The organism is Zhengella sedimenti, assembly GCF_046506625.1.
Taxonomy (GTDB): Bacteria; Pseudomonadota; Alphaproteobacteria; order Rhizobiales; family Rhizobiaceae; genus Zhengella; species Zhengella sedimenti.
Map to the genome: position 1 here is coordinate 1 of NZ_JBKFFP010000013.1, position 25,840 is coordinate 25,840.

General features: G+C 60.8%; 23 protein-coding genes and 2 pseudogenes. 12 read left to right on the forward strand and 13 right to left on the reverse strand.

The features are described from left to right. Nucleotides 1-181 precede the first annotated feature (181 nt). The 3 genes from ACLB6G_RS20580 to ACLB6G_RS20590 all read left to right on the forward strand — a co-directional run bounded on the left by ACLB6G_RS20580 (nucleotide 182) and on the right by ACLB6G_RS20590 (nucleotide 5,527). Complete coding sequence (locus ACLB6G_RS20580; RefSeq protein WP_410358017.1) at nucleotides 182-661, forward strand: hypothetical protein; 480 nt, start codon at nucleotides 182-184, stop codon at nucleotides 659-661. Between the two features lie 2 nt (nucleotides 662-663). After that, complete coding sequence (locus ACLB6G_RS20585) at nucleotides 664-2,334, forward strand: ATP-binding protein (RefSeq protein WP_410358018.1); 1,671 nt, start codon at nucleotides 664-666, stop codon at nucleotides 2,332-2,334. 97 nt (nucleotides 2,335-2,431) lie between these two features. Beyond that, the gene (locus ACLB6G_RS20590; protein ID WP_410358019.1) at nucleotides 2,432-5,527 is read left to right on the forward strand and encodes a type III restriction-modification system endonuclease; all 3,096 of its coding nucleotides are present in this window, start codon (nucleotides 2,432-2,434) and stop codon (nucleotides 5,525-5,527) included. A 247-nt stretch (nucleotides 5,528-5,774) separates the two neighbouring features. On the opposite strand, the gene ACLB6G_RS20595 is transcribed toward ACLB6G_RS20590, so the two are convergent. From ACLB6G_RS20595 to ACLB6G_RS20610, 4 genes are all read right to left on the reverse strand, one after another. Then, complete coding sequence (locus ACLB6G_RS20595; RefSeq protein WP_410358020.1) at nucleotides 5,775-6,221, reverse strand: hypothetical protein; 447 nt, start codon at nucleotides 6,219-6,221, stop codon at nucleotides 5,775-5,777. 56 nt (nucleotides 6,222-6,277) lie between these two features. Continuing rightward, a complete protein-coding gene (locus ACLB6G_RS20600; RefSeq protein WP_410358021.1) occupies nucleotides 6,278-6,982 on the reverse strand; it encodes an SAM domain-containing protein in 705 nt (234 codons plus the stop codon). A 520-nt stretch (nucleotides 6,983-7,502) separates the two neighbouring features. Beyond that, a complete protein-coding gene (locus tag ACLB6G_RS20605; protein ID WP_410358022.1) occupies nucleotides 7,503-8,546 on the reverse strand; it encodes a hypothetical protein in 1,044 nt (347 codons plus the stop codon). 716 nt (nucleotides 8,547-9,262) lie between these two features. Further along, nucleotides 9,263-9,724 (reverse strand): hypothetical protein, encoded by a 462-nt coding sequence (locus ACLB6G_RS20610; RefSeq protein ID WP_410358023.1) that lies wholly within the window; start codon nucleotides 9,722-9,724, stop codon nucleotides 9,263-9,265. 1,426 nt (nucleotides 9,725-11,150) lie between these two features. On the opposite strand from ACLB6G_RS20610, the gene ACLB6G_RS20615 reads away from it, so the two are divergent. Then, nucleotides 11,151-11,333 (forward strand): hypothetical protein, encoded by a 183-nt coding sequence (locus ACLB6G_RS20615; RefSeq protein WP_410358024.1) that lies wholly within the window; start codon nucleotides 11,151-11,153, stop codon nucleotides 11,331-11,333. Nucleotides 11,334-11,344: 11 nt separating this feature from the next. Here ACLB6G_RS20615 and ACLB6G_RS20620 read toward each other — a convergent pair whose 3' ends face one another. The 6 genes and pseudogenes from ACLB6G_RS20620 to ACLB6G_RS20645 all read right to left on the reverse strand — a co-directional run bounded on the left by ACLB6G_RS20620 (nucleotide 11,345) and on the right by ACLB6G_RS20645 (nucleotide 16,085). Beyond that, nucleotides 11,345-12,856: a multicopper oxidase domain-containing protein gene (locus tag ACLB6G_RS20620; RefSeq protein WP_410358025.1), complete on the reverse strand. Its 1,512-nt coding sequence runs from the start codon at nucleotides 12,854-12,856 to the stop codon at nucleotides 11,345-11,347. Next, nucleotides 12,853-14,256: a multicopper oxidase family protein gene (locus ACLB6G_RS20625; protein WP_410358026.1), complete on the reverse strand. Its 1,404-nt coding sequence runs from the start codon at nucleotides 14,254-14,256 to the stop codon at nucleotides 12,853-12,855. Before ACLB6G_RS20625 ends, ACLB6G_RS20620 begins: the two co-directional genes overlap by 4 nt. Nucleotides 14,257-14,423: 167 nt before the next feature. Next, a complete protein-coding gene (gene cueR / locus ACLB6G_RS20630; RefSeq protein ID WP_410358027.1) occupies nucleotides 14,424-14,819 on the reverse strand; it encodes a Cu(I)-responsive transcriptional regulator in 396 nt (131 codons plus the stop codon). 94 nt (nucleotides 14,820-14,913) lie between these two features. Further along, on the reverse strand, nucleotides 14,914-15,276 hold the full coding sequence (locus tag ACLB6G_RS20635) for a hypothetical protein (protein ID WP_410358028.1): 363 nt from the start codon (nucleotides 15,274-15,276) through the stop codon (nucleotides 14,914-14,916). 39 nt (nucleotides 15,277-15,315) lie between these two features. Next, nucleotides 15,316-15,672, reverse strand: a pseudogene (locus tag ACLB6G_RS20640) (heavy metal translocating P-type ATPase); the annotation flags it as partial. 197 nt (nucleotides 15,673-15,869) lie between these two features. Continuing rightward, nucleotides 15,870-16,085 carry a DUF6522 family protein gene (locus ACLB6G_RS20645; protein ID WP_410358029.1) on the reverse strand — a complete coding sequence of 72 codons (216 nt, stop codon included), beginning with the start codon at nucleotides 16,083-16,085 and terminating at the stop codon, nucleotides 15,870-15,872. 94 nt (nucleotides 16,086-16,179) lie between these two features. Between ACLB6G_RS20645 and ACLB6G_RS20650 the strand changes: the two genes are divergently transcribed. Then, a complete protein-coding gene (locus ACLB6G_RS20650) occupies nucleotides 16,180-16,509 on the forward strand; it encodes a hypothetical protein (RefSeq protein WP_410358030.1) in 330 nt (109 codons plus the stop codon). Nucleotides 16,510-16,741: 232 nt separating this feature from the next. Here ACLB6G_RS20650 and ACLB6G_RS20655 read toward each other — a convergent pair whose 3' ends face one another. From ACLB6G_RS20655 to ACLB6G_RS20665, 3 genes are read right to left on the reverse strand one after another with little or no spacing between them, the layout of a single operon-like run. Next, a complete protein-coding gene (locus ACLB6G_RS20655) occupies nucleotides 16,742-17,062 on the reverse strand; it encodes an SHOCT domain-containing protein (RefSeq protein WP_410358031.1) in 321 nt (106 codons plus the stop codon). A gap of 13 nt (nucleotides 17,063-17,075) precedes the next feature. Beyond that, nucleotides 17,076-18,485 (reverse strand): ATP-binding protein, encoded by a 1,410-nt coding sequence (locus tag ACLB6G_RS20660; RefSeq protein WP_410358032.1) that lies wholly within the window; start codon nucleotides 18,483-18,485, stop codon nucleotides 17,076-17,078. Continuing rightward, nucleotides 18,482-19,204, reverse strand: a complete 723-nt coding sequence (locus tag ACLB6G_RS20665; protein WP_410358033.1) for a response regulator — start codon at nucleotides 19,202-19,204, stop codon at nucleotides 18,482-18,484. Before ACLB6G_RS20665 ends, ACLB6G_RS20660 begins: the two co-directional genes overlap by 4 nt. Nucleotides 19,205-19,374: 170 nt before the next feature. Here ACLB6G_RS20665 and ACLB6G_RS20670 point away from each other — a divergent pair, with 170 nt between their 5' ends. The 7 genes and pseudogenes from ACLB6G_RS20670 to ACLB6G_RS20700 all read left to right on the forward strand — a co-directional run. Beyond that, nucleotides 19,375-19,956 (forward strand): EF-hand domain-containing protein, encoded by a 582-nt coding sequence (locus ACLB6G_RS20670; protein WP_410358034.1) that lies wholly within the window; start codon nucleotides 19,375-19,377, stop codon nucleotides 19,954-19,956. A gap of 101 nt (nucleotides 19,957-20,057) precedes the next feature. Further along, complete coding sequence (locus tag ACLB6G_RS20675) at nucleotides 20,058-20,789, forward strand: TVP38/TMEM64 family protein (RefSeq protein WP_410358035.1); 732 nt, start codon at nucleotides 20,058-20,060, stop codon at nucleotides 20,787-20,789. Next, the gene (locus ACLB6G_RS20680) at nucleotides 20,786-22,138 is read left to right on the forward strand and encodes an APC family permease (RefSeq protein ID WP_410358036.1); all 1,353 of its coding nucleotides are present in this window, start codon (nucleotides 20,786-20,788) and stop codon (nucleotides 22,136-22,138) included. Before ACLB6G_RS20675 ends, ACLB6G_RS20680 begins: the two co-directional genes overlap by 4 nt. 49 nt (nucleotides 22,139-22,187) lie before the next feature. Further along, nucleotides 22,188-24,521 carry a heavy metal translocating P-type ATPase gene (locus ACLB6G_RS20685; protein WP_410358037.1) on the forward strand — a complete coding sequence of 778 codons (2,334 nt, stop codon included), beginning with the start codon at nucleotides 22,188-22,190 and terminating at the stop codon, nucleotides 24,519-24,521. 34 nt (nucleotides 24,522-24,555) lie between these two features. Beyond that, nucleotides 24,556-25,038 carry a DUF411 domain-containing protein gene (locus ACLB6G_RS20690; RefSeq protein WP_410358038.1) on the forward strand — a complete coding sequence of 161 codons (483 nt, stop codon included), beginning with the start codon at nucleotides 24,556-24,558 and terminating at the stop codon, nucleotides 25,036-25,038. 219 nt (nucleotides 25,039-25,257) lie between these two features. After that, on the forward strand, nucleotides 25,258-25,476 hold the full coding sequence (locus ACLB6G_RS20695; RefSeq protein WP_410358039.1) for a GDCCVxC domain-containing (seleno)protein: 219 nt from the start codon (nucleotides 25,258-25,260) through the stop codon (nucleotides 25,474-25,476). Between the two features lie 23 nt (nucleotides 25,477-25,499). Next, a pseudogene (locus ACLB6G_RS20700) lies at nucleotides 25,500-25,730 on the forward strand (IS3 family transposase); the annotation flags it as partial. Nucleotides 25,731-25,840: the final 110 nt, after the last annotated feature.

Sequence of the window (25,840 nt, forward strand, 5' to 3'; positions counted from 1 at the left end):
GCTCGCCAGAAACTTTCTCTCCGCCGTCGCACTGGCGACCCTCGTCGCATTCTGGCTATGATTGAGTCTGAACCCTAACGCAGAGGATGGTCAGAATAGGAAGTTCATATTAGTTCAGCTTGATGAAGTGCCAGATCAGAAATCAACTGCGGCAAAGGAAGGATTTGCGACGATAGCCGATTTGTCGGCCGAACGCATCCGCCGTGCCGGCAAGAAAATCCTCGAAGGCGAATGCCACCCCGACTGGAACCGCGATGTCGGCTTCCGGGTGCTGAAGGTCGACACCTCGAACATGAAGGATGTCTACTACCGCCCCGACGAGCTGAAGCAGTCCGACCTGCTCGACATGGTCGACAACGTGAAGGAGGGCCGCACAGCCGAGGATCTGCTGTTCCAGGTGCTGGTCGATTGGGGCGTGGACCTGACGCTACCCATCCGCCGCGAAACGGTGCAGGGCAAGACCGTGTTCTTCGTCGACGACAACGCCCTTGTCGCCTGTTTCGACCGCGGCATCACCGAGGATCTGGTGAAGGAGCTGGCGGGCCACGAGCCCCTGCGCGTGGTCTTCCGCGACAACGGCTTCGCCTCGGACGCGGTGAAGATCAACGTCGAACAGATCTTCCGGCAGCTCTCGCCCATCACCGACGTGAAATCCATCTGACCATGCCCCTCGGCCCCTCCGCCCTGTCAGACTTGTTCAACCGGTTGCTTGCCGATTGGGAAAGCGAGGTCGTGGAGTTCAAGCGTGGTATAGAGGGCTTTTCCAGCGACGACCTTGGAAAATATTCCTCTGCCCTGGCGAATGAGGCGAACCTGCGTGGTGAGGCGCGCGCCTGGTTGGTCTTCGGCGTGGACGACAAGACACGGGAGGTATGCGGCACGGCCTACAAGGAAGACCCCGAGCGCTTGCAGGCTGACAAGCAACAGGTGCTGAACGGTACTGGGAGCTTCACGTTCCGGGACATACACGTGCTGAGACATCCGCTGGGCCGCGTGATCTTGTTCGAGATACCGGCCGCACCGCGCGGAATGGCCATTAGCTGGAAGGGGCACTACTTCGGCAGGGCGGGACAAAGCCTCGGCCCACTTGGCCAAGACAAGTTGGACGAGATCCGGTCGCAGACACTGGCGACAGACTGGACGGCGCAGGTTGTCGCCGGGGCCAGTATTGCCGACCTCGACCCGCAAGCGCTGAAGGTGGCCCGGGAGCGGTTCGCAGCCAAGCACGCCAACCGTTTCGCGGCAGGCGATGTTGCGGGATGGTCCGACATCGCGCTACTGGATCGCGCGAAGGTCACGCAAAACGGTCAGATTACCCGTGCGGCGCTGTTGCTGTTAGGCAGGGCCGAGGCGGCGTGGCGACTCAGCCCGCATCCCGCAGAGATCACTTGGCGGCTGGAGGGGGCGGAGCGGGCCTACGAGCATTTCCGTCCGCCGTTCCTGCTGGCTACAACGCAGTTGTTCGCCCGTATCCGCAATGTGCAGTTGCGGATCCTTCCGGAGAACGAGCTACTGGCGCATGAGGTGGCGAAGTACGACCAGAAGGTCGTGTTGGAGGCGCTGCATAACTGTATCGCGCATCAAGACTACGCCCAGTCCGGGCGGATCGTCGTGATCGAGTATCCGGATCGGCTGGTGCTGGAGAATGTTGGTGGTTTCTACGAGGGAAAGCCGGAGGATTACATCCTGCGGGACCATGTGCCCCGGCGGTATCGCAATGCTTTCCTGGCGCAGGTCATGACTGAGCTGAACATGATCGATCACATGGGGTACGGCATCCTCGATATTTACCAGCGCCAGCGTCAGCGGTTCTTCCCGATGCCTGATTATGACCTGGATGAAAACGAGATGGTACGCCTGACGATCCACGGCCGCGTCGTCGATCCGGCCTACAGCCGTCTGTTGATGCAGGAGGCCGGGTTGCCGCTGGTGGATGTACTGGCGCTGGATCGGGTTCAGAAGCGTCTGCCGGTGGCGGACGATGCCCTGCGGCACCTGAGGAGGCACAAGCTGGTCGAAGGGCGCAAGCCCAACATCCATGTCTCTGCCAAAGTGGCAGCCGCGACCGACAGCAAAGCGGAGTATATCCGCACCCGTGCACAGGATGATGAGCATTACGCCCGATTGATCTGCGACTATCTTGGAAAGTTCGGAAAGGCGGATCGCGCCGAGTTGGACAAGCTGCTGATGGACAAGCTGAGCGAAGCCCTGTCCGGGGAACAGAAGCGGGACAAGATCAGCAATCTCCTGACCAAGCTCAGGCGACAGGGGCGCATTTTTAATGTGGGTTCACGAGGCAAGCCGGAATGGCGCCTTGCAGAAAGAAATGAATGAGTGAATTTGTGAAAAAGACGCAAATTCAACGGATTGTGTCTTTCTGCATGTGTGTCGTCAGGCACGTCTTGCAGATAGGTTGCAGAAAGAAGATCGCATGAAGCTCAAGTTCAAGGTCCAACCCTATCAGACCAATGCCGTCATCGATGTGGTCGACTGCTTCGCCGGCCAGCCCATGACCTCTGGCCTGACCTACCGCATCGATCCCGGTCGCAAGGCGCAGACCAGCGCGTTCGAGGAAGGCTTCAAGAACGCCGACCTCGCCCTGACCGACGTTCAGATCCTGGAGAACATCCAGAAGGTCCAGCGGCGCCAGAACCTGCCCGTCTCGCAGTCGCTGACGGACTTCACGACCTTCAATGCGCGGGGCGAGCGCGCGCCCGTCGCGGCAACCTACAAGCGCGACGCGCTGGCCGCGACCCGCGTTCACCTTGACGTCGAGATGGAGACCGGCACGGGCAAGACCTACTGCTACATCAAGACCATCTTCGAGATGAACAAGCGGTATGGCTGGTCAAAGTTCATCATCATGGTGCCGTCGATTGCCATTCGCGAAGGGGTCTACAAGTCGCTGCAGATCACGGCAGACCACTTCACCGAAAGCTACGGCAAGAAGGCGCGGTTCTTCATCTACAATTCCAAGCGCCTGCACGAGCTGGAGAGCTTTTCATCCGACGCCGGGATCAACGTGATGGTGATCAACATCCAGGCTTTCAACGCGCGCGGGGCCGACAACCGGCGCATCTACGAGGAGCTTGACGATTTCCAGTCGCGCAAGCCCATCGACGTAATCGCCTCGAACCGGCCGATCCTGATATTGGACGAGCCTCAGAAGATGGAAGGCGCGGCGACGATGGAGGCCCTGCCAAAATTCAAGCCGCTGTTCATCATGCGCTACTCGGCGACCCACCGGACCCAGCACAACCGCGTTCATAGGCTGGATGCGCTGGACGCCTATAACCAGAAGCTGGTCAAGAAGATCGCGGTGCGCGGCATCCAGACCCGCGGGCTGGCCGGCACCAACGCCTATCTCTATCTCGAAGGCATCGACATCTCGAAGAAGGCGCCCGTGGCGCGGATCGAGATGGAGGTGAAGCTGAAGTCAGGCGAGATCAGACGCCAGCTTCGGCGGCTTGAGTTCCGGGACAACCTGTTCGTGGAGTCGGGCGAGCTGGACCAGTATCGCGGCTTCACGATCAGCCAGATCGACGCCGTCAATGACACGGTCGAATTCACGAATGGCGAAGTGCTACGCGCTGGTGAGGCGAACGGCGACATCTCCGAGCGTGACATCCGCCGCATCCAGATCCGCGAGACGATCAAGGCGCATCTCGACAAGGAAAAGCAGCTGTTCGCGCAGGGCATCAAGGTCTTGTCGCTCTTCTTCATCGACGAGGTGGTGAAATACCGGGACTACGACCAGGCCGATGAGAAAGGCGAGTATGCCCGGGTCTTCGAGGAAGAGTACGAGTTTTTGAAGTCCGAATACCTCTCAGAGCTCGCCATCGATAACGAGGTGTATCGGCAGTATCTCGCCGGCATCGACCCAGCCAAGACCCACAACGGCTATTTCTCGATCGACAAAAAGACGAACCGCCTCAAAGACCCGGCCGTTGGCGCCCGTTCGGTCGATTCCGACGATGTGGACGCTTACGACCTGATCTTGAAGGACAAGGAGCGCCTGCTTTCTTTCGCCGAACCCACCCGGTTCATCTTCTCACACTCGGCCTTGCGCGAGGGCTGGGACAACCCGAACGTCTTCGTCATGTGCATGTTGAAGCACAGCGACAACACCATCTCCCGGCGCCAAGAAGTGGGGCGTGGCTTGCGGCTGAGCGTCGACCAGAACGGGGACAGGATGGACCACCCGGCGGTGGTGCATGACATCAACGTGCTGACCGTCGTGGCGAGCGAGAGCTACAAGGACTTCGTGGCCGGTCTGCAGAAGGAGATCGCGGAGACCCTCTCGTCGCGTCCGCGGCAGGCTACGCAAGCCTACTTCGAAGGGAAGCTGCTGCAGGCGGATCAAGGAGCGGTCCCGGTCACTGCGGACATGGCAGCTGGACTGGAATTCTATCTGGTCCAAAACGGGTATGTTGATCGCCACAAGAACATCGTCGACAAGTATCACGACGCGCGGAAGACTGGGACACTGGCTGAATTGCCGGAAGATCTCAAACCTCATGCGGAGCGGGTGTTCCAGCTCATCGACAGCGTCTTCAGCGATGCGCAACTGCCCAAGGTCGATGACGGCCGCAAGCCAAAGACGAATCCTCTCAATGCGAACTTCGAGAAGAAGGAGTTCCAGGAACTTTGGGCGCGCATCAACCGCAAGGCGGTCTACCGGGTTGATTTCGACTCCGCTGAACTGATCCGAAAGTGCGTCAGCGCGCTGGATAGCCAGCTGCGGGTCACGCCTCTGCAATACATCATACAGGAGGGCTTGCAGAGCGACGGATTAACGGACGGCCAGCTTCGTAGCAGCGACGGCTTTGCCGTCACAAACACGACGACCGAACATGGTAACTCGATCCATTCCCGCGTGAAGTATGACCTCTTGGGCAAGGTGGCCGAGAACGCGCAGCTGACCCGAGACACGACCGCCAACATCCTCGGCCAGATCACCGCGGGGATATTCGAACAGTTCACCGAGAACCCGGAACACTTTATCGCTGAGGCCTCACGCATTATCGTAGAGCAGAAGGCAGCCATGGTGATCGAGCACCTGACCTACGACGAAGTCGAGGAGAGGTATGACATCGACATCTTCACCGCAAACCAAACCGGCCAGGATTTCTCGCGGGCAACGGCGAAACTCAAGAACCACGTCTACGACTATGCGATCATCGACTCCGAGGTTGAACGAGATTTCGTCAGGGAACTGGATACTAGCAACGAGGTGGTTGTTTACGCGAAACTTCCGCGTGGCTTCCTGATCCCAACGCCAGTCGGGGACTATAACCCCGATTGGGCCATTTCCTTCAAGGCTGGCAGTGTGCGGCACATCTACTTCGTCGCCGAGACAAAAGGGGCGCTCGCGTCATTGGAGTTCCGGGAAAGGGAAGAATTGAAGATGGCATGTGCTCGCAAGTTCTTCGATGAGATCAGCAAGCGCATCACGACGGATCGTGTGAAATACAACGTTGTGACTAACTACGGCAGCCTGATGGACCTGGTCGGTCGCGCCGCCTGATGAAGCCCCGCTGACCTGCCATAGGACTCGTTCTCACCCATCGGCCACTGGTTCGCCTCGATGGTCTGCCGGCCCAGTCCGCAGAGCGGAGCCAAGGGCCGGCAGTTTGTGGAGATAGGCCCAATGGCCGCAAGAGTGTCTTGGGACCCCTCTGCGCCCGAACAAAAGGCTCGGGCTGCCAATCGGCTACTACACTTCAAGACCGCTCGATCAGGCAGCCCAGCTAAGGTGCACGCGGCAGGCCCCGCTACATGTCCTGACGCCGACGCAGTTCAGCCTTGGCTTCAAGCTCAGCACGGATCTCAGCCATGCGCTTGTCGTCGGGCCTCCAGTTGATGTCGGGGTCGAGATCCCAGCAATCATAAGCATCGCTGTTCTCAGGGTAGAAATCCGAACGTATCGCTTCGAAATCAGGTCCATAGTGCGGATCTTCATTCGCAACCCACCGCAATACTTCGCCGACCGGAACAACGATACTCGACCACCCATGAAGTTCCCAGCACTCCTTGGGGAATACAATTTCGACCAAGGTAGGGTATTCGTCCTCCACATATGCTTCAGATGTCACAGACTGACAATTGCCGTCGTTTTCGTCCGGCAGGGCATCCAAATTAGACACAGCATTAAATACATCCATCACCTTGCTGCATTGTTCTTCATAACGAATTACTGATTTTTTATGCTTACTTTCCATTTTTCTTCCTTAATTTTTTCGCTGATGCCTTCATGTTGAGGATTTGCACATTCTGACTACCCGCGCTCTTCCGTCATGTAACGATAGAGCATCGAGGTAACCGCTCTTCCGATCCAATCGGCATCCCCGAACGAGAGGGCCTTCAACTCATCGGTTTCGACAAGAAGCGTCATCCATTCCGTGATTTGAAAGCCGGTCCACTCTTCCGGGGCCGGCGGATCTGCCCCGAGCATGAACGTTTGACTGAATGCCCTGAGGTCGGATCGCTTCTGCATGATGTCTTCGGCATGGTCCTTGAAGCGCTGGTGAAGGGTATCGATGTCCGAAGATGCCCCGTTACTCTTTTCCTCGAAACCGAACGGCGCCTGGGTTATCATGCCTGCCACGAGCCCACCGGTCGCCGGATTCTCGGCGTCGGACAGGGTTTTCACGCGCGCCCCGGCAACCTCACCCCCGATCAGCGCCGCAAGCCGGTCCTCGCCCATGTGCGGCAAGGCTTCGGCAATCTTGCGTAGCGGCCAGTTGTCGGCAACGAGCGCCTTCGCCGCCAGAAACTGGAGCAGATGGCGGTAGGAATAGATGGCTTCACGGCCGCGACGCTCGGGTACGTCGACGATCTTTCGCTGAACGTAATCACGCACGAGACGAACGTTGGGGGCCGGCTGACCCTGGAATATGGGGTCACTCGCCGCGAGCCTTGTGGCGACCGCGACCAGCTGATCGGCTGTTCCGTTCCAATTGACGTATTCGGCGAGTTTCATGGCAGTCCTTTCATTTGCAAACAGCTTATAATATACATTATTTAATGTCAATGACATTTTTTAACGTCATTGTGAGAATGAGCGCCTTCAGCCGCGGAATCTTGTTGCCGAACCGCGTTCGGCAGGACCGGCGCGGGCAGCGTCGTCCGGCTCGGCCTCCGCCTCCAAAGGCTCGGAAAATACGGATACCGGCCATGCAGGTGGGAGGCGGAGGCGTCGATGTAGCGAGGCGGAGGCGTCGATGTCATGCGCGCCCAAACACGGCGGTGAACGTCGGGAGGCCGGAGGCAGCTCTTACCTTCTACGCGCGAACGTCATCCCTTGCCCGGAGACAGCATTACCGGACCGATGTCACGCCATCCAAGGTTTCTTGTATACTATCTATAGAATATACTTATACCTTGGCAGGCGTGACACCTTCGGGCTTTCCAGGCAGGCATGCCGTCCCTCTCTAGGTAGGCGTGACGTTCCCTTCTAGGCAGGCGTGACGTTCCCTTCTAGGCAGGCGTGACGTTCCCTTCTAGGCAGGCGTGACAACCAGATGTGTCACACGCTCCGGCGCCGGAGGTGTTGCTGACATGGCGGCCTTGGCTCTCTCCCGCTGGCGCTGCTTGCGCAGGCGGGCCTGCACGCGCTTCCTGTCCGCTGCTGGGTCGTCAGAACCGTGGCGCTCCACCAGCTTCAGCGATATCCCGGCTGCCACCCGGCTGCACAAGTCAGCCAACGGACAGGAAATGCACGGCGCCACCGACAGGTCCTGCACATTCGGCAGACCGAGACAGCTGGGCCACAGGTCGTGCTTGCGGCACTCCAGCTCCTGCGTCGGTTCACACAATTCCGACCACTTCTCCCAGCTCGCTTCGGTATCCTCGACGGCGCTCTGGTAGATGTCCTCCGGCACCAACTCGCGAAACATTTCCGCCGGCACCTGGCGCTTCTGGAAGGTGTATGTCTGAAGGAGACCTCCGACGTTCCGGTGGTGCCTCCTGCCCTCACCGACAATGAACATGCGATAGGCGTCCTGGGCTGGCAGACCGCAATAGTTCTCGATGAGGAACGCCGGGTCATTCGCCACATCAGGTGACAGGTCCCGCAGACATTCCTCCCAATAGCGGTCACGGAATTCCGTCCACGCCTCGTGTGCGCTATCAGGAAAATGCAGCTGGCTCGGCTGCGGCAGCCACTTCCGCTGACGGCGCTCCGCAAACTTGAAAGCCGCAGACAGGTAATGGTTGTAAGGCATTCCCGTTTCGTCTGCGCGCTGCCGCGCCCGCCACACCTGTGTGCGGACGCGACGGTTCTCGAACATGGTCCTGGAGTTGATGCCCGAGACATTCTCAGCCTGCCGGAAGTCAATATTCGCCGCAAAAGAGCGCCTGAACGCCTCCCTGTATTCCTGAGCAAAAAGGCTCGTTGCCTTCGCGGGGGACATGAAACGGTATTCGAACCACTTCACGTTCATGAGCTCGCGCTCCTTCCGGAGGCAGGACATTTCGCAACACTCTGCAGTTTCAAGGATCCTGGCGAGACGCAGTTCCTGGCTGCCACGATAATCAAGATTCACGACGACCTCCTTGTCAGTGAGCTTGGCGCATTGATGCAACCGGTCGCGCGCTCGCGCTTCCGTTGCGATTCGTCTTCTGGGTTGGGTTAGCGGGTGTGAGGCGAGGCGGATGGTTTGGCGCTCCGCACACGTGTTGCGGAGCGCCACTGGTCATCCGGCAAATGCCGGCGAGATGCCGAGCCCAGCTTGGCTCGACGAAACAACAAACGTCAGCCTATTGGGACTGCCCTACGCTACTCAAGACAGCCCCAATTGCCGAGATATTATATGGAAATATTGGATTCCGTCTCTATGTTATCCAATATTTAATTATCATTACTTATTTTTTATTTCTGCATAATGCAAACATACATTATAAAGAACCTCAATCGCCTCTTCCATAATAGAAACGTTAATAACAATATACGAGATGGGATCATTAGAATGAATAATTTCATCCTTCGATCCAATATTGTCAATCAAGAACTGATAATAATCAAGATTATTCGGATAATTCTTGTATTCTCGCGCATTCAAAGAATTATTAAACTTTTCTCTCATTTCGCTCTTGTACTGATCTTCGATCATGCGAGAAATTTCATTGCATTCGGACTCAATCTCGGGCATAAAGTTGTCCTTTCTAGATAACGCAGCTTCAAAGGTAGCGGTATTTGGATTTGGCGTGACCGAGCGGCCACTCGGTCACGCCCATTTCATTCAGACATGTTCTGTCTGCCTTACCCTCCTTTCACTTTCCATTGCGGCAGGGTCCACCGAGCATTCCTATCAAGATGCTCGCGCAGCTTCATAAGATGAGACGCGTCGCCTGACTCGTTGCTCGCCAGACCCCGGTCGATCTCCTGTTTCTTGTAACGGTTGATGACGCCCGCAAGACCAGCGGCAGCATCAAGCAGGCAGTCCACGATCAGTTCTGCGCGCTCGACCGAGTTGCTGGCCGACGGCAGATCCAGACCGGCAAGGTCATCCGGAAAAGCCGCACCCTTGTCATCCTCGAACACGGGCGGTTCGATGTTCGCCAGCCTCAACGGGATGACAAATTCGCTCGCGTTCGGGTCGCTGCCGAAGAACTCGAAGAAGGGCATCTTCTGTATGGGGCTCGTGTCGTCCCCAGGCAGGCGCATTGCCTGCTTTCGCCGCTCGTAGTGTCGCCGTTGCCGTTCTGCATTTGTCAGTGCCATGGGTCGATCTCCAGTTTTTTCGTTACTATCAAAACCTAACGTTCGTGTCAATCAAATTCTAACGAGATGGCAGCAAAAAGTTCTGCCGGCCTCGCGGTCCTCTGTTTAAGGCTTAACCAGCCAAGCCCCCCTCTCCCCCGTCACAGGGAGAGCCGGCCTGGCAGTCACGCCGCATCGGATCCGGCTGAAACGCCTGTTCACACACCAAGATCGGATTGCTTGACCGTGAAGCTGCTTGAAGAGGTCCAATGGCCCAGAACGCCGGGGTCATCTGTATGGTCTCACCTTGCCCCGGCCAGGCTCATGAACACGCTGGCGCGGTTACCCGAAGATAGCCAGCCAAGCGACTGTTCATGTCCCCACACGGGGGCCGGGTCTCGGACCTGCCGACGATGTCACAAACCCACCATGTCGCCGCAAGAGCACCCATATCCGGGTCGCTCACCCATGAAGCCGTCGGTCGTCTGACCTCGGCGCGCTCATGACGCTGAGCACCCCTGTCATGGCGTCACGTCCGCGCCTTCTGCGGACCTGCTTTCGGCGAGCATTTCCATCCCATGTCATGCGGCACAATCGCATCACCCGTGATCGCAAGCGCGTCAGTTGATAGGGTTTGTCTCCGATCAGGTAGTATAGTTACGTATAGCGTCATGAGACAGATGACTGAGAATCGGTCAGATACACGGCCTGAATGGTCGACCTCGCTCCGGGGCTGGCTACGAACAGTCATCGCAACCAACAGGTGCCCGCCGGCTTTCACACACGTCACCATTGCGTGCCCTGGCAAGGGCGCACAAGAAATCGATGGCGTCAGTCGGATGTCACGTCGACATGCCCCATGGCTCGCAGCGACCCGACCCAGGGTGGCGCTTCAACGGACTTTGGCTGTCAGATGTGCGAAGAGCGTTCGCGCATTCTCCTGCCCCGTTGCCGTACCTTGCCGATGGCACCGGTGACAGTGGAACCGGCCGATGACCCGGCATGCATGATCGAGGGCGAAAGGATTGCCAGAACAGCGGTCCAGGGCAAGGAATGGCTGACTCGACGACGCCACTCAGGAACCAAGACACTCCCGTTCAGCGCCGGATCCCGCCATGTTGGCAAGTCGAAGTCCTAGGGCTACCCGCACGCACCATGGGGATGCGTTCTGGCGCCGCCGACATGACGGTCTGGAACCACCTGTCTGACCGGTATGGGCGGGGTGTAAGCCTTCCAAGGCACAAGACCTTCATTGCCCACAATCACACCGGTTATCAGGAGCATCGCTGTAAACCGCGATAGCCGGCCCGGAGGCCCGCTCCAAGGTGGAGACAGGGCCGTCATTCCGGCGCCAGTCTGCCTCTTACTCGGACAGGCGTGCGCCCGCTCGCTCCTATGGCTCCAGACATGGCAGCCATTGCCGGCGGCCATCTACATGGCAACGAGCATGCTTCTGACGATCGGCTTCGAATATTACTACACCGAAGTGTGCCTGCTATGGACCGATTCGGATCTCATACCGAGCGTGGCACCCCCTGCCACCAGTCTTGACCCGCTCATACAGTGGCTGCTGATCCTCATCCTTGTCGTGCTGGCGATTGCCGCCCTGATCAAATACCTGCGCAGTTGAGGCGGGCTGCTCTAACCGACCGTAAACTGGCCCATCATGCCGGCATCCTCATGTTCAAGGATATGGCAATGGAACATGTAAGGCGTCTCACGGCTGGCGGGTTGCGTGAAGCGGACGAGCAATTCCGATTCGCCGCCCGCCGGCACAACCACGGTGTCCTTCCAGCCCCTGCTCTCGGGCCGAGGTGCGACACCGTTTTCCCGGACGACCTGGAATGAAACGCCGTGAACATGAAAGGGGTGTGACAGCATAGGGCTTGATACCACCCAGCGCTCCACCGTATTGCGCTTCACCTCAAGGTCGATCCGGTTCATGTCGAAGGGTCGGCCGTTGATCGCGAAACCGCCCATCATTCCGCCACGGCCCATCATTCCGCCCATCATGCCACCCATACCCATGTCGAGCGAGAAGCGACGCGTCGCCACGACCTGCCCCGCCAGGTCCGGAAGCGCGTCGGCAAGACGGTCGGGGACGGTGCTGATGCGGGCCGGCAGGGTTTCGTCCACCAGCAGCGGCATGACCGGAAACGAGCCGGGGATCACGGCATCCATCATAGCGCCGAAGCGCCCCATCATGCCTGCGGGGCCCTGGTTGGGGTCGTCCCGGCTCATCAGTGTCGTCGGCTGTCCTCCAGTGAAATCGACAAGGACCTCCGCCCGTTCCCCCGGCCCGAGACGCAGCGCGTCGAGGGCAACCGGTTCCGGCAGGTATCCGCCATCGCTCGCAACGAGGTGAAGCGGCCGCCCGTCTTCGGCGAACAGGGTGTAGATCCGGGCATTGGACCCGTTGATCAGGCGAAGGCGGACCACGGCGCGCGGAATGACGGCAACAGCCGAGGCCTGGCCATTAACCAGCATCGTGTCGCCCGTGAAGCCGTGCATCACGTCCATCATCGACAGGTCATAGACCATCCGGCCCCGTTCATCGAAACGCCGGTCCTGAAGGACGAGTGTGAGATCATCGATGCCGTAGGAAGCCGGCAGGCCGCGTTCATCATCACGGCCATCTTCCAGGTGGATGACGCCGGCCAGTCCGCGGTAGACGTGGCTGGCGGTCTGGCCATGGACATGGGTATGGTAGAACGGTGTTCCGGGCGGCTGGTCCAGTTGCATGTCCGGCGACCAGACGCCGCCTGGACGGATTGGCGAATGCGGGCCGCCATCATGCTCGCCCGGCACGATCAGCCCGTGCCAGTGCACCGTCACCGGATCGTCCAGCGCATTCTGCACCCGCGCCGCGAGCGGTCCGTTGCGCATGCGGATGGTGGGGCCGAGATAGGCCTGGTTGTAACCGAAGGTGACGGACGGAGCGCCGCCGAGGAAACGCGTTTCTCCGGCAAGGGCCGTCAGGTCGAGCCTGCCGGTTCCAGTCGTATCGAGCAGCGGCGGCATGGCCAGCCGGCTCCGCCCGTCTGCCAGCGCCTCGGCACTGACCCGGCTGCGCGTGAGACCGTAGCCACCGGCTGCGGCAAGCGCCAGCACACCTGTGCCTGCGAGAAGGGTTCTGCGATTGATCGACTTCATGATGTCACCTCGAACCAGCACGTCATTCCGGCCGCCGCGTGCTCCAGCATGTGGCAGTGATAAAGCCACTTGCCGGGATTGTCCGCGACGAAGGCGATGGAGACGGTTTGACCGGGCGCCACGAGAAACGTGTCACGCCAGGGCTGGCGGTCGTCCATCCCTGAACCGTTGACGGAAATGACGCGGAAATGATGTCCGTGGATGTGCATGGCGTGATCGAACGCCGTGTTGTTGGCTGTTTCGATGATCACGGTCTCGCCGCGCTTCACCGAAGCGATCGGCTTGTCCATGGCGTTCGCAACGCCGTTGAGGGCCCAGACCTGCCCGGTCCTGCGATAATCCTCGCCGTCAAGAACCTTGCCCTTGTGGGTGATGGAGACAGGCCCGCCCATGGCGCCGCCCCGCATGTCCACCTTGATGACCTCCGCGCCGGCAAGATCGGGTTCCGGCAGCGTGTTCGGCGGCAGCGGTGCCGGCATCGTGCCGGTGCCGGACACCGCCTCGCCACCGACCCGGAATTCGGCGAGCGGAAACGGCTGGTCGCCCGAAACCTCGTCGAGCATGAAATCGTCCCTCGGGATGACCAGAAGGTCGACGCGCTGGCCGGGCCCGAGCGGCAGGGGGCCGCCACCTGGCACCACCGCCTCGCCGAGCGGCTGACCGTCCCATGCCAGGATGCGCGCGCCGAGGCGCGCGGGATCGAGCGCCAGGATACGGGAATTGCAGACGTTGATGAGCCGCAGGCGCGAGGGCTCTCCCCTTGCAAGCGCGAGAACCGGCCGGCTCTCGCCATTCACCGTGGCATGGTTGCCAAGCCTTCCGCCATGGCTCCAGTCCATCAGAGATCCGAAGCTGGCCGTTTCCAGCACGCCCTCGCGGGTCAGCCGCCAGTCGTCCAGCACGAGCACCAGATCGCTTGCCCTCGGATAGACCGGTTCCGGCTCCTCGACGATCAGTGCGCCGTAAAGCCCGCGCCCCACCTGGTTCCAGCTTCGCGTATGGGCGTGATACCAGTAGGTGCCGGCATCCGGGACGACGAAATCGTAGTCGAACGTGCCGCCCGGCGGAACCGCCTCCTGCGTCAGGCCGGCAACGCCATCCATGGCGTTGTCGATCCGGATGCCGTGCCAGTGGATCGATGTCGGCTCCTCCAGGGCATTGACCAGGCGCACCCTCACCCGGTCGCCCTGCCTGACACGGATTTCCGGCCCCGGACAAACGCCGTTATAGGTCCAGAGGCTGGAGACCGGCCCGTCCGGACCCGCCAGCCGGCCATCCGCTGGCATGGCCTTGAGTTCGATGACGCGGTCCCCGGCGGCTCCGGCTACGGTGCCAGGGAAAAGCAGAAACGCGGCGGCGGCGGACGTGGCGGCGAGAAAACCGCGGCGGTCAATGGTCATGACGGGTGTTCCTTGACGGTAGGGAAATGCGCGGTGCGGCAGCGAGGCACAGGATCACCATGTCCGGCTCACCCGGCAAAGCGTGCAACCAAAGGCAAGGTTCCCTCCCGCCCGCGGATCATCGGCGCCGGCAACCGCCGCAAACCCCGCCAGCACGAACCGCCCGCTCATCGCCCGCTTTCCCCGGCAAGGCTCTCGATGATCGGGCAATCCGGCCGGTCATCGCCATGGCAATGCTCCACCAGCACGGAAAGCGTTTCGCGCAGCGATTTGAGCTCCTCCATCTTGCGCTCGATCTCGCTGATCTTCTGCCGTGCCAGTGCCTTCACATCCGCACTCGCGCGGTGCTTGTCCTCGTAGAGCGAAAGCAGCGTGCGGCATTCCTCGATCGTGAAGCCGAGGCTGCGGGACCGCTGGAGAAAGCGCAGCCGGTGAACGTCAGCCTCCGAATAGTCCCGGTAGCCGTTCTCGGCGCGATCCGGCTTGATGAGCGCAATGTCCTCGTAATAGCGGATGGTCTTGGGCGGAAGGTTGGCGCGTTGCGCCGCCTGGCCGATATTCATGGTGGTATCCTCTTGTCATGCCGAACGGACAATCGTCCGTCATTCAATTCTGGTGATCGCGGCCTTCCCTGCCAATGGCGGACGGCCGGGCGGATCAGGCGGACATGGGAGGATGCAGGATCGCCGCAGGGTCTGCCGCCTGGAGCCTGAGGGCAGCCGGCGGCACCTGGAAGCAGGCGCCCCGCGAAGCAAGACCCGCCGGATGCGAGGCGATGAACCCGCCATCAAGGCTGCAATGGCTGGCCTTGCCCTGGGTGACGGCTCCGGCAGCCATGCCCGGACAGCAAGGGTGCCCTTCATTTGTCAGGACAAGGTGACCTTCGTCATGGCCATGGACGTCCGTATTGGCAGAGGTGGTGACGGCTGCCGCCTCCACCTGTCGCGCAAGTGCAGGTCCGGTCGGCACGCCCGGATGGACGAGCACGAAGACAAAGGCCAGGCAAATCGCGAGAAACATGCGCATGGCCTTCAGTTAGACCTTCTACTCGCTGGAAGGTCAAGTATCGAGGTCGATACGGCGCAGTCGCAGCGAATTGGAAATCACCGAAACCGAGGAGAGACTCATGGCCGCAGCCGCGATCATGGGTGACAACAGGGTTCCGGTCAGCGGTTAGAGCACGCCCGCGGCGACGGGCACGCCCGCGGCGTTGTAGACAAAGGCGAAGAACAGGTTCTGCTTGATGTTCCGCAGCGTCGCCCGCGCCAGGTTGCGCGCCCGCACGATGCCGGTCAGGTCGCCGCGCAGCAGCGTGATGCCTGCGCTTTCCACGGCCACGTCGGCCCCCGTGCCCATCGCGATGCCAACTTCCGCCGCCGCCAGCGCCGGCGCGTCGTTCACCCCGTCGCCCGCCATGTCGGCAAGTCGAAGTCCTAGGGAAACCCGCACGTCCCATGGGGATGCGTTCTGGCGCCGCGAGCATCCCGGGTCGGATCCACCGCTATGGCGGCGTGGATCTTGAAACGAACAGCGCTCAAGCCTGGGGTTGACAAAGGTTAACGCCAGGTTGACGCAAGATCGCCGATCCGCGGTTTTTCGCCTGGACGTAAACTTCAAGGACCACGCGCGGGAACCGGAAATGTCCCCCGTGACCGGATCGTGTGGTCAGGGTTCAGGACCAGACGGAACGCATGTTCCGCATGGTAGAACGTAATCCGCCAGCGGCCCTGGTCTTCGCCTTCGCCCGCTTCGGTCTTCGAGGTGATGCGCCCGTCGCGCATCAGGCTCCGGATTTCCTCGACCGGTAGTCTGAACCCGGATGCCAACACAGAATTATGGGTGGGCCGTTCAGCGCGCCCGTTACATGGCCAGCGATAATACCCTCGTTAGCCTGCCAGTCGTGGCGCTCTGGTCAGTCCGGCAATGCCGGAGAGTGCGGCGACCAATGCCGCCAGCTACACCACCTATCGGGACGTCACCAAAGCCACCGCCTTCAACACCGTCGGCAAGGGTGTATTTTTCCAGATATGTGCTCGAGCCCGTTCTTCGCGATTCATGTGTCTCAAAGAGCGTAGTGCTGTCATTTGTGCTTTCGAACGAAATCACCACTTCACGCATTCCGGTCCGATCGAAACCGGCGTCAACAACGGCAATAAACGCATAGATCTCGCGCTACGCGTGGTTGATCTGTTGCCGGACGTCACACCCATGCAACTCGCCTGGACTCGGGCCGATCCCACGATTTCGCGCTAACTGGAAAAATTCCGGCGCTACGGTGTTTCGTTCAACGCAAACTACGAGCTTGCGCACGGGTCGGCATCGTATTGCCGGAACTGCTGACGATTGACCGGTTCATAGCCACGCTCGACGATGCAGAGGAGAGAGAGAAGCACATAGCCAAGCCACCTTGACCACGCGCTCTCGCGCTCGTTCCGTGGCGCGGCGGGCCCTATTCAGCGGCGCGCGCGCCCCAAGTGTACCCGTCTCACTTTTCTAGCGCCTTGCGCCGGCGGTCGAACTCTTCTTCGTCGATCTCACCCGAAGCAAAGCGTTCGCGCAGTATCTCGATCGCGTCGCGCTTTCCACGATTTCCACCGCTCTGGTTGTCGGTGAACCATTTCACCGCAAAGACGATCAGGGCGATGACGATGCCCCAGAACAAGATCATCATCAGTCCGCCAAACATGCCGTATCCACCACCCCACATCATGTGACCATATCCTCCTTGCCAGTTTTCGCCAGGGTCCGCGACGGCCAGTGTTGGCGTCGTTAGACCAATGATAGCCAAAATTGCCATTTGTCTCATTTCATGACTCCTTCTACTCTTTCTCTTTGTTGATGGGTACGCCCTCAGTTAAGGGGATGAAGATCGAAGCTTTCAACCCGCCTTCGGCACGGTTTTCTAGCCTGATGTCGCCGCCGTGTCCCCGTATGATCGCCCGTGCGATAGCGAGACCCATCCCGTACCCCCCTGTTTCGAGAGAGCGGGACGCTTCAAGTCGATGAAACGGTGCGAACACCTCTTCAAGTTCTTCCTCAGGAATCCCTGGGCCCTGATCAATTACCTCGATCACAAGTTGGTCGCCCGTGTTGTGCCATCTTATCGTGGCGCCGCCCCCGTAACGGGTGGCGTTCTCGACCAGGTTTCGCACGGCCCTGCGGAGCGCGAGGGGACGTATGCGCACCGTCATCGACGGGCCCCCGGTCAGTTCGAACGGAGTAGCGTTGTCGCCTGCAAGTGCCTTGAGCCAGTCGGGCAAATTGACAAGCTCCGAAGCTTCGCGTCCCATGAGCCCTTCAGCGAAGTTGAGCGTGGCTTCCGCTATGGCCTGCATTTCGTCGATCGAGGCAACCAGGCTCTCGCGGACCTGCTCGTCATCGACCAGTTCGGCATCAAACCGCATCGCGGTAAGAGGTGAGCGCAGATCATGGCTGACAGCGGCTAGGATCCGGGTGCGATCTGCAAGAAATCGCGTCAGCCGGTCCTGCATGCGGTTGAACGCGCGGGTGAGGTGCCGCAATTCGTCGGGACCTGCAACCGGCAGCGGATCAACGGAATCGCCGCGCCCCAGTTTGTCGGCAGCCCGCGAAAGTCCCCGGAGGGGCCCGATCAATCGGGTCATGACGAACCAGAACGCCGCCATGAGGATGAGCGCGGCCGTCAATCCGAAAGCCAGAAAAGAGGAAAGAGGCCATTGCAGCGGCGGGCGTTCGAACCGTGTATCGATATTTAGCCACTGGCCGTTGGTCAATGCAATCGACAAGGTCAACTCGACCGCCTGCATCCGGCCACGCATCATCTCTTGATGCATCTGGACCATTTCCTTGGAAAGGTTGGGGATCGGATGTAAAGGAACTTTGGATTCCCTGAGGTTGACCCTGACATCCCGACTGAAGCTGTCGTCCAACAAGGCCCGGACACGCGTTTCGATATAGGCTGCGTGATGGTGGTCGGGTGCTGTAACGCTTGGCAGGGGCGAAAGGTCGAACCGAACGAGTGGCGAATTCGCTGCCCGCACGATCGAGGCGGAAAGATCCGGCGGCGCTTCTTCCAAAAGGCGTACGACGTTGGCCGCGCGCCCCGCTGCTTCGAAACCCAGGGCTGCGCGAACGGCCAGGCTGCGTTCGTCGGCGAAAAGCCACAGGCTTACCGTTTGGGCAATAGCCAATGCTCCGAGAATGAGAAGCACCAGCTGCGCCCGCAGGCTGCCTATCCATGGCCGGGTCATGCGACCACCTCGACATCCGCATTCAGACTGTAGCCGTGGTTCCGAACGGTTATGATGAGCCTCGGATGCAGCGGATCCGTCTCGACCTTGCGCCGTAACCGGCTGATCTGGTTGTCGATCGTGCGATCGAGCGGCCCTGACGACCGCCCGGCAGTGAGGTCGAGAAGCTGCTCACGGCTCAGAACAGTGCGCGGGCGCGTAAGAAGAACTGTCAAGAGCCGGAAATCCGCCGTCGTCAGTTGCGCGTGAGTGCCTGCCCGGTCGGTAATGACATGGGTGTCTGTGTCCAGCGTCAGACCATCGAAGCGAAGGATACGCCCCGAAAGCGCCCCGGCCTCTCGCCTTTCTTCCCCGGCGCGGCGGAGTACCGCCTTGATTCGTGCAAGAAGCTCGCGCGGATTGAACGGTTTCGGGAGGTAGTCATCTGCGCCGATCTCCAGACCCACGATGCGGTCGTGATCCTGCCCCAGCGCCGTGAGCATAATGATCGGAAGCCGTGTCTCTGCCGACAGGCGTTTGCAGACAGAAAACCCGTCCTCGCCCGGCAACATGACGTCGAGCACCATCAGGTCGTAGTGACCTTTTGCGAGCTTCTCGTCCATTTCCCGGGCATCCTTCGCGGCTGTCGCCCGCATTCCATTTCGTTCCAGGAATCGGGTAACCGAGTCCCGGATCTGGCGGTGATCGTCAACGACGAGTATATGCGGCAAACTAATCATCCTTCTCATTTGGCAGCCAAGCGACACAAGGTCAGCATTGGATTTGTAACGCTTTGTCTCAGGCACCTGCGTTGCGACGAGCGGATACAAAACTGGAAATGACGCAGCCTTGGCGTTCTCTACTATTTTCCCACGTCAGTTGGACGTTTCGTCAGAGAAAGGATGCAGAAATGAAAACTGGAGCGAAACTTGTGGCGGCTACTGCCGTTGTGATGTCCTTAGGCGGCGCCGCGCTGGCCGCAGGAGGGCATGGCCATAGTGCTCAAGGTGTCCCCGCAATGCAGGGTGCGGGTACCGGTAATCACGACATGATGCAGATGATGATGCGAATGCACGCGCCGATGATGGGTGGCGATGGCGGTATGGGCGGTGGCGTATCAATCGTTGGCATGGGCATGCCCATGGAGCTGTTTGACGCCAATGGCGATAGCGCGGTGACTTTCCAGGAGGCCAATCAAGGACTGCAGGCCCTGCTGACGGAATACGATGCCGATGGCGACGGCTCCTTGTCGCTGAGTGAATTCGAAACCCTGCACAGCGCGCTTTTGCGTAAAGCCATGGTCGACCGCTTCCAGTTCCTCGACGACGATGGTGACGGCGCAGTATCAGTGATAGAGATCGTGAAGCCCGCTGAAATGATGGAGCGCATGGAAACCATGCGCGATGCCGTGATGCCTGGACCGAACGACGGCATAATGGGCAATGGCGGAATGATGGGGACACCGGGTCAGGGTCGGACGGGTAACAACTGAGTCCGAGTTACCACTGCTCTTGCCCGGCCCGCACACTCGGGGGGTGCCTGTCGTTTCGTTGGCCGAGGCCTTGTCTCCATATGGGAGGAATTTTGCCTGACATGCCCCAGGAAAGCGACGAAGAAAAGACGTCCGCCCTCACCCTCGGAAATTGCGCCGTCACTTTAGTCGGCATCATCCTGATGCTTGGCATTCTAGGCTCGGCGGCAGGATGGTGGTCGCTCGACATCGACCGGACGAAGGTTGTGGCATGGGTCGAGCGTGCCGGACCTTTGGGACCGCTCGCGGTCGTTTCCCTCATGACGATCGCGGTCGTTGCCAGTCCAATTCCTAGCGCACCGATCGCGCTGGCGGCGGGCGCGGCCTACGGCCATTACGCCGGCACCCTCTATGTCGCCCTCGGATCCGAGATCGGCGCACTTACGGCGTTCTTCATTGCCCGAGGACTGGGGCGTGAGCCTGTCGAGCGTATTCTGGGTGAAAGGGCAAATTACGGCTTACTCGGCTCGCAGAACGCACTGACGCTCACGGTTTTCATTAGTCGTCTCCTACCTTTCGTCTCTTTCGACGCGATGAGCTATGCGGCCGGGCTCAGCCGTCTCCACTTCTGGCGGTTCGCGCTGGCAACGATGGCGGGCATCATCCCCGCGAGCTTCGTGCTCGCGCATTTCGGAAGCGCCGCGATGAAGGGCACATTCGGAGGCGCCGAATTTGTTACGCTCGGACTGGGACTGGTCACGGGGCTTCCCTTTCTAATTCTCGCGCTTCGGCGTAGCCCTGCTTCGAACGAGGAAAGCCAACCGAAGACCGGCAGAGGGGCAACGCGATCATGAACTCTGTCTATGAGAAAAACAGCCTGTCGCTCTTCGACACAGTGGCAATGGGAACCGGCGTAATGATCGGTGCGGGCATTCTCGCACTGACCGGACAGATCGCCGAACTCGCCGGCCCGTGGTTCCCGCTGGCCTTTGTCGCTGGCGCCGTGGTGACGGGATTCAGCGCCTACACCTACGTCAAGATGTCCAACGCCTGGCCGTCTGCGGGCGGGATCGGGATGATCCTGACCAAGGCCTACGGGCCGACGACAGTCGCGGCCGGTGCCGCGCTGCTGATGGCGCTGTCGATGGTTATCAACGAAAGCCTCGTTGCACGGACCTTTTCCACATATCTGCTGCGGGGGCTCGATCTGGAGCCCGAGGGCTGGCTGGTCCCCGCCATCGGCGTGGGCCTCATCATCTTCGCCTACCTCGTGAATGCGGCAGGCAACCGCTCCGTGGGTTTTCTGTCGCAGCTCATGGCGGTGCTCAAGGTGGGCGGCATCGCGGCCTTTGGCATCGCCGGGCTCTGGGCCGGCGGTTTCTCGTTCGAGGCGGCGGAAGGCGCGGATGGTGGCGCGGCTGCGGGCTTCCTTGCCTCGGTGGCGCTCGCGATCCTGGCCTTCAAGGGCTTTACGACGATCACCAACAGCGGCGCCGAGGTCACCGACCCGCACCGCAACGTCGGGCGCGCGATTGTCACCTCCATCGCGATCTGTGTCGTCGTCTACCTACTCGTCGCCTTCGCCGTCGGCTCCAGCCTGCCCCTCGATCGGATCGTGGCGGCAAAGGACTATGCGCTCGCCGAAGCGGCGGAGCCCGCGCTCGGACGGATCGGCTTCTACCTGACCGTCGCACTCGCACTGGTCGCGACCGCTTCGGGCGTGATCGCCAGCATCTTCGCGGTGTCGCGGATGCTGGCCATGCTGACCGACATGAAGCTGATCCCGCACAGCCATTTCGGCATGCCGGGCACGATCCGCGACCATACGCTCGTATATACGGTGGTTATCGCCGGCGCGCTTACGGTGTTCTTCGACCTCAGCCGGATCGCCTCGCTTGGGGCCTTCTTCTACCTCGTCATGGACATCCTGATCCACTGGGGTGTCTGGCGGACCCTGCGGGAGGAGATCCGCGCGCGGGGGTGGATCCTGATGACGGCGATAGGGCTGGACGCGGTGGTCCTCGCAGCTTTCGCCGCGCTCAAATGGCAGAGCGACCCGTTGATCGTCGTCATCGCGCTCACCGGCATGACCGCCGTTTTCCTGTTCGAGCGCGACTTCCTCGCGCTCAACCCGCCACCGCGCGAAGCGGCGCATGGCAGCCACCATTCTGCACAAGACGAAAGACACGAACCCACCTCTTGACCTTCCAACGACTGGAGGCCGCATATCAGGGTGGAAAGGATATCACTCCATGGCAACCCACCGTCACCATCACGCTGCCTCCGACATCAAACCGGGCGCCGATACCGCGACCGATCCGGTCTGCGGGATGCAGGTCGAGATGAAAGAGGGCGCGCGGACGCGCGACTACGGCGGCGAAACGTTCCATTTCTGCTCGGCCGGCTGCCAAGAGAAATTTGACGCCGACCCCTACTTCTACGCCTCAGGCAACGCGAAGAAGGCCGGACAGCGGGCCCAGCCCGGCACGCAATATACCTGTCCGATGCATCCTGAGATCGTCCGCGACGAGCCGGGCAGCTGCCCGATCTGCGGCATGGCGCTGGAGCCAATGGTGCCGTCGGATGAGCCGAGCCACGAGCTCGTCGACTTCACGCGACGCATGTGGATCTCGGCGGCGGCGGCCGTGCCGCTCGTCATCATCACCATGGGCGAACTCATCGGGCTCGACGTGCGCGGATGGATGGGCCACCGCCTGTCGGTCTACGCGGAATTCGTACTGGCAACTCCGGTGATCCTCTGGGCGGCGCTGCCATTCTTCCGACGCGGGATCGACTCGATCCGCAATGTCTCGCCGAACATGTGGACGCTGATCTCGCTCGGGGTCGGTGCCGCCTATCTCTACTCGCTGGTCGCGACCTTCGCACCGGGCGTGTTTCCGGAAGAGTATAGGATGGGCCATGGCGTCGGTACGTACTACGAGGCTGCCGTCGTCATCGTCGCGCTGATCTTCGTCGGCCAGGTGCTGGAGCTGCGCGCGAGAGAGCGCACGGGCGACGCGATCCGGGCGCTCTTGGACCTCGCGCCCAAGACCGCTCGGCGCATCCTGCCCGACGGGTCGGAATACGACGCGCCGCTGGAGAACATCGTGGAAGGCGACCTGCTGCGGGTGCGGCCCGGCGACAGCGTCCCGGTCGATGGCGAGGTGGTCGAGGGACGGTCATCGGTCGACGAAAGCATGATCACGGGCGAGCCGGTGCCGGTGGAGAAGGTTGAGGGCGACCGCGTCACCGGCGGCACGATCAACAAGAACGGCACGCTGGCGGTGCGCGCGACGAAGGTCGGTGCGGACACGGTGCTGTCGCAGATCGTGGATATGGTCGCAGGCGCGCGTCGCTCGCGGGCGCCAATCCAAGGGCTCGCAGACAAGGTCTCGTCGATCTTCGTGCCCACGGTGGTTCTGGTGGCTATCGTTGCCTTTAGCGTCTGGCTCTGGGCCGGGCCCGAGCCGGCGCTGGCCTTCGCCATCGCCTCGGCCGTGTCGGTCCTGATCATCGCCTGCCCCTGCGCGCTGGGGCTCGCGACGCCGATCTCGATCACCACCGCAGCTGGCCGGGGTGCGCAAGCGGGCGTGCTCATCAAGGACGCCGAGGCACTGGAGCGCATGGCGCGGGTCGACACCGTGATCGTCGACAAGACCGGCACGCTGACCGAAGGCAAGCCGCGACTGACCGATGTTGTGGCGCTTCATGGCGACGAGGCGGAGGTGCTGGGCCTTGCCGCTGCCCTCGAGCGCGGGTCAGAGCATCCACTCGCCGAAGCGATCGTGGCCGGCGCGAAGGACCGGAGCTTGACGCTCGATGCCGTACGGGACTTCGAAGCGGTTACCGGCAAAGGGGTTCACGGCACTGTCGGCGGCCGCAGGGTGGCCCTCGGCAATGCGGCGATGATGTCGGAACTCGGTCTTGTGACAGACGAGGCCGAGCCGGAGGCCGACACGCTCCGCGCCGACGGCAAGACGGCGATGTTCGTCGCCGTGGATGGAACGCTCGCGGGGATCGTCGCCGTGGCGGACCCGATCAAGGAGACGACCGAGGCGGCGATCCGCGACCTGCACGCGCTGGGTCTCACCATCATAATGGCCACGGGCGACAACCGCCGCACCGCCGAAGCTGTGGCCTCGAAGCTCGGCATCGACGAGGTGCGCGCGGGCGTTCTGCCGGAAGACAAGCAGAAGCTGGTCGAGGAGTTGCGCGCGAAAGGCAAGTCGGTCGCGATGGCGGGCGACGGGGTGAACGACGCGCCTGCGCTGGCGGCCGCCGATGTCGGCATTGCCATGAGCACCGGCGCCGACGTGGCCGTGGAAAGCGCAGGCATCACGCTCATGCGCGGCGATCTCGTGGGGCTTGTCCGTGCGCGGAAACTGGCCGTCGCCACGCTCAGGAACATCAAGCAGAACCTGTTCTTCGCCTTTGTCTACAACGCCGCGGGCGTGCCCGTCGCCGCGGGCGTGCTCTATCCACTGACCGGCCTCCTGCTCTCGCCCATGATCGCGGCGGCGGCAATGAGCCTGTCTTCGGTCTCGGTCATCACGAATGCGCTTCGGCTCAGGCGGATCGACCTCTGAGCGCACCCAACTTCGATCACCAAAGGAGAACTACATGTTTCAGGATACTATCTCTCGCCGCGGAATGCTGATCGGCAGCGCGACGGTGTTGTTTGCGGGACTGCCCCGGCTGTCGCTGGCCCAGTCTGGAGGACCGTCGATGCATGTGCTGAAGGACCCGAACTGTGGCTGCTGCTCGGCCTGGATCGAAATTCTCGAGCGCGATGGCTTCTCCGTCACGCTCGAGGCGAGCGAGGGGGCAGTGCTCGCGCGCTACAAGTCGGAGAACGGAATCCCGCGGAGCATGGTCTCCTGCCACACAGGACGCATTGATGGCTATATGGTCGAGGGTCACGTGCCGGTCGCCGATATCCGGCGGCTTCTGATGGAACGCCCTGATGCAATCGGTCTTGCCGTGCCGGGCATGCCCTACGGCTCGCCCGGGATGGGGCCGGAGAGCGAACGCGAGGCCTACGACGTATTCCTCATCCGACACGACGGCAGCACCAAAGTGTTCACCAGCTACAACGCAGCCTGACGTTCGACCGGGGTCTACTTCTTCATCGAGTTGGGGATCGGTCTCTGGACCGGATCAATAGCGGTAATATCGGAATGGCGGGTTGTGATCGTCGTTATCGTGTTCCAGTCGCCGGTCGACCTGTTCGGCGTGCTGGCATATCTCAGGTTGGTCCTGCGGCTGCTTGCCGCGGGCTGATCTGCTATACGTCACCAATATGAAGCCAGCCTTGGATGCTCAATGACTGGAAAAGAGACAATTCTCACCAGTAAGATCTGCTGTCCGTCTTGCGATCATGTCGAGATGGAAACGATGCCGAAAGATGCGTGCCAATGGCTCTACGAGTGCAAGTCATGCGGCACTGTCTTGAAGCCGAAGCCCGGCAACTGCTGTGTTTTCTGCTCGTATGGCACGGTCCCGTGCCCGCCGATCCAGACGGGCGGATCATGTTGCGGCTGAGACCGATGTTACCCTTGTATCAGAAAAAACGTCACCACAAGGAGGCTACGGACAGCAATCATGGCGGCCTGATTGCCGGCAATACTCTCGACCATGATTTCAGTTGAAACGGTCCTGATTAGAATTGGGGCGCAGACATCAGCTACATCTGGACGGAAGAGGGCTGGCTCAATCTGGCGATTGGACTTGATCCGCGGCGCATATTCGGCTGGGTAACGAGCGATCGACTGACCATGGGCCAGTCCATAAATGCGCCGCCGCCGAATCGGCCGCGTCATCGACGACCTTAGGGTCAAAACCCATTGATAGCGTGGATTTAACGTAGCAAATCAGATTCAAAGCGCCAAATCAGTTATTTGGAGGC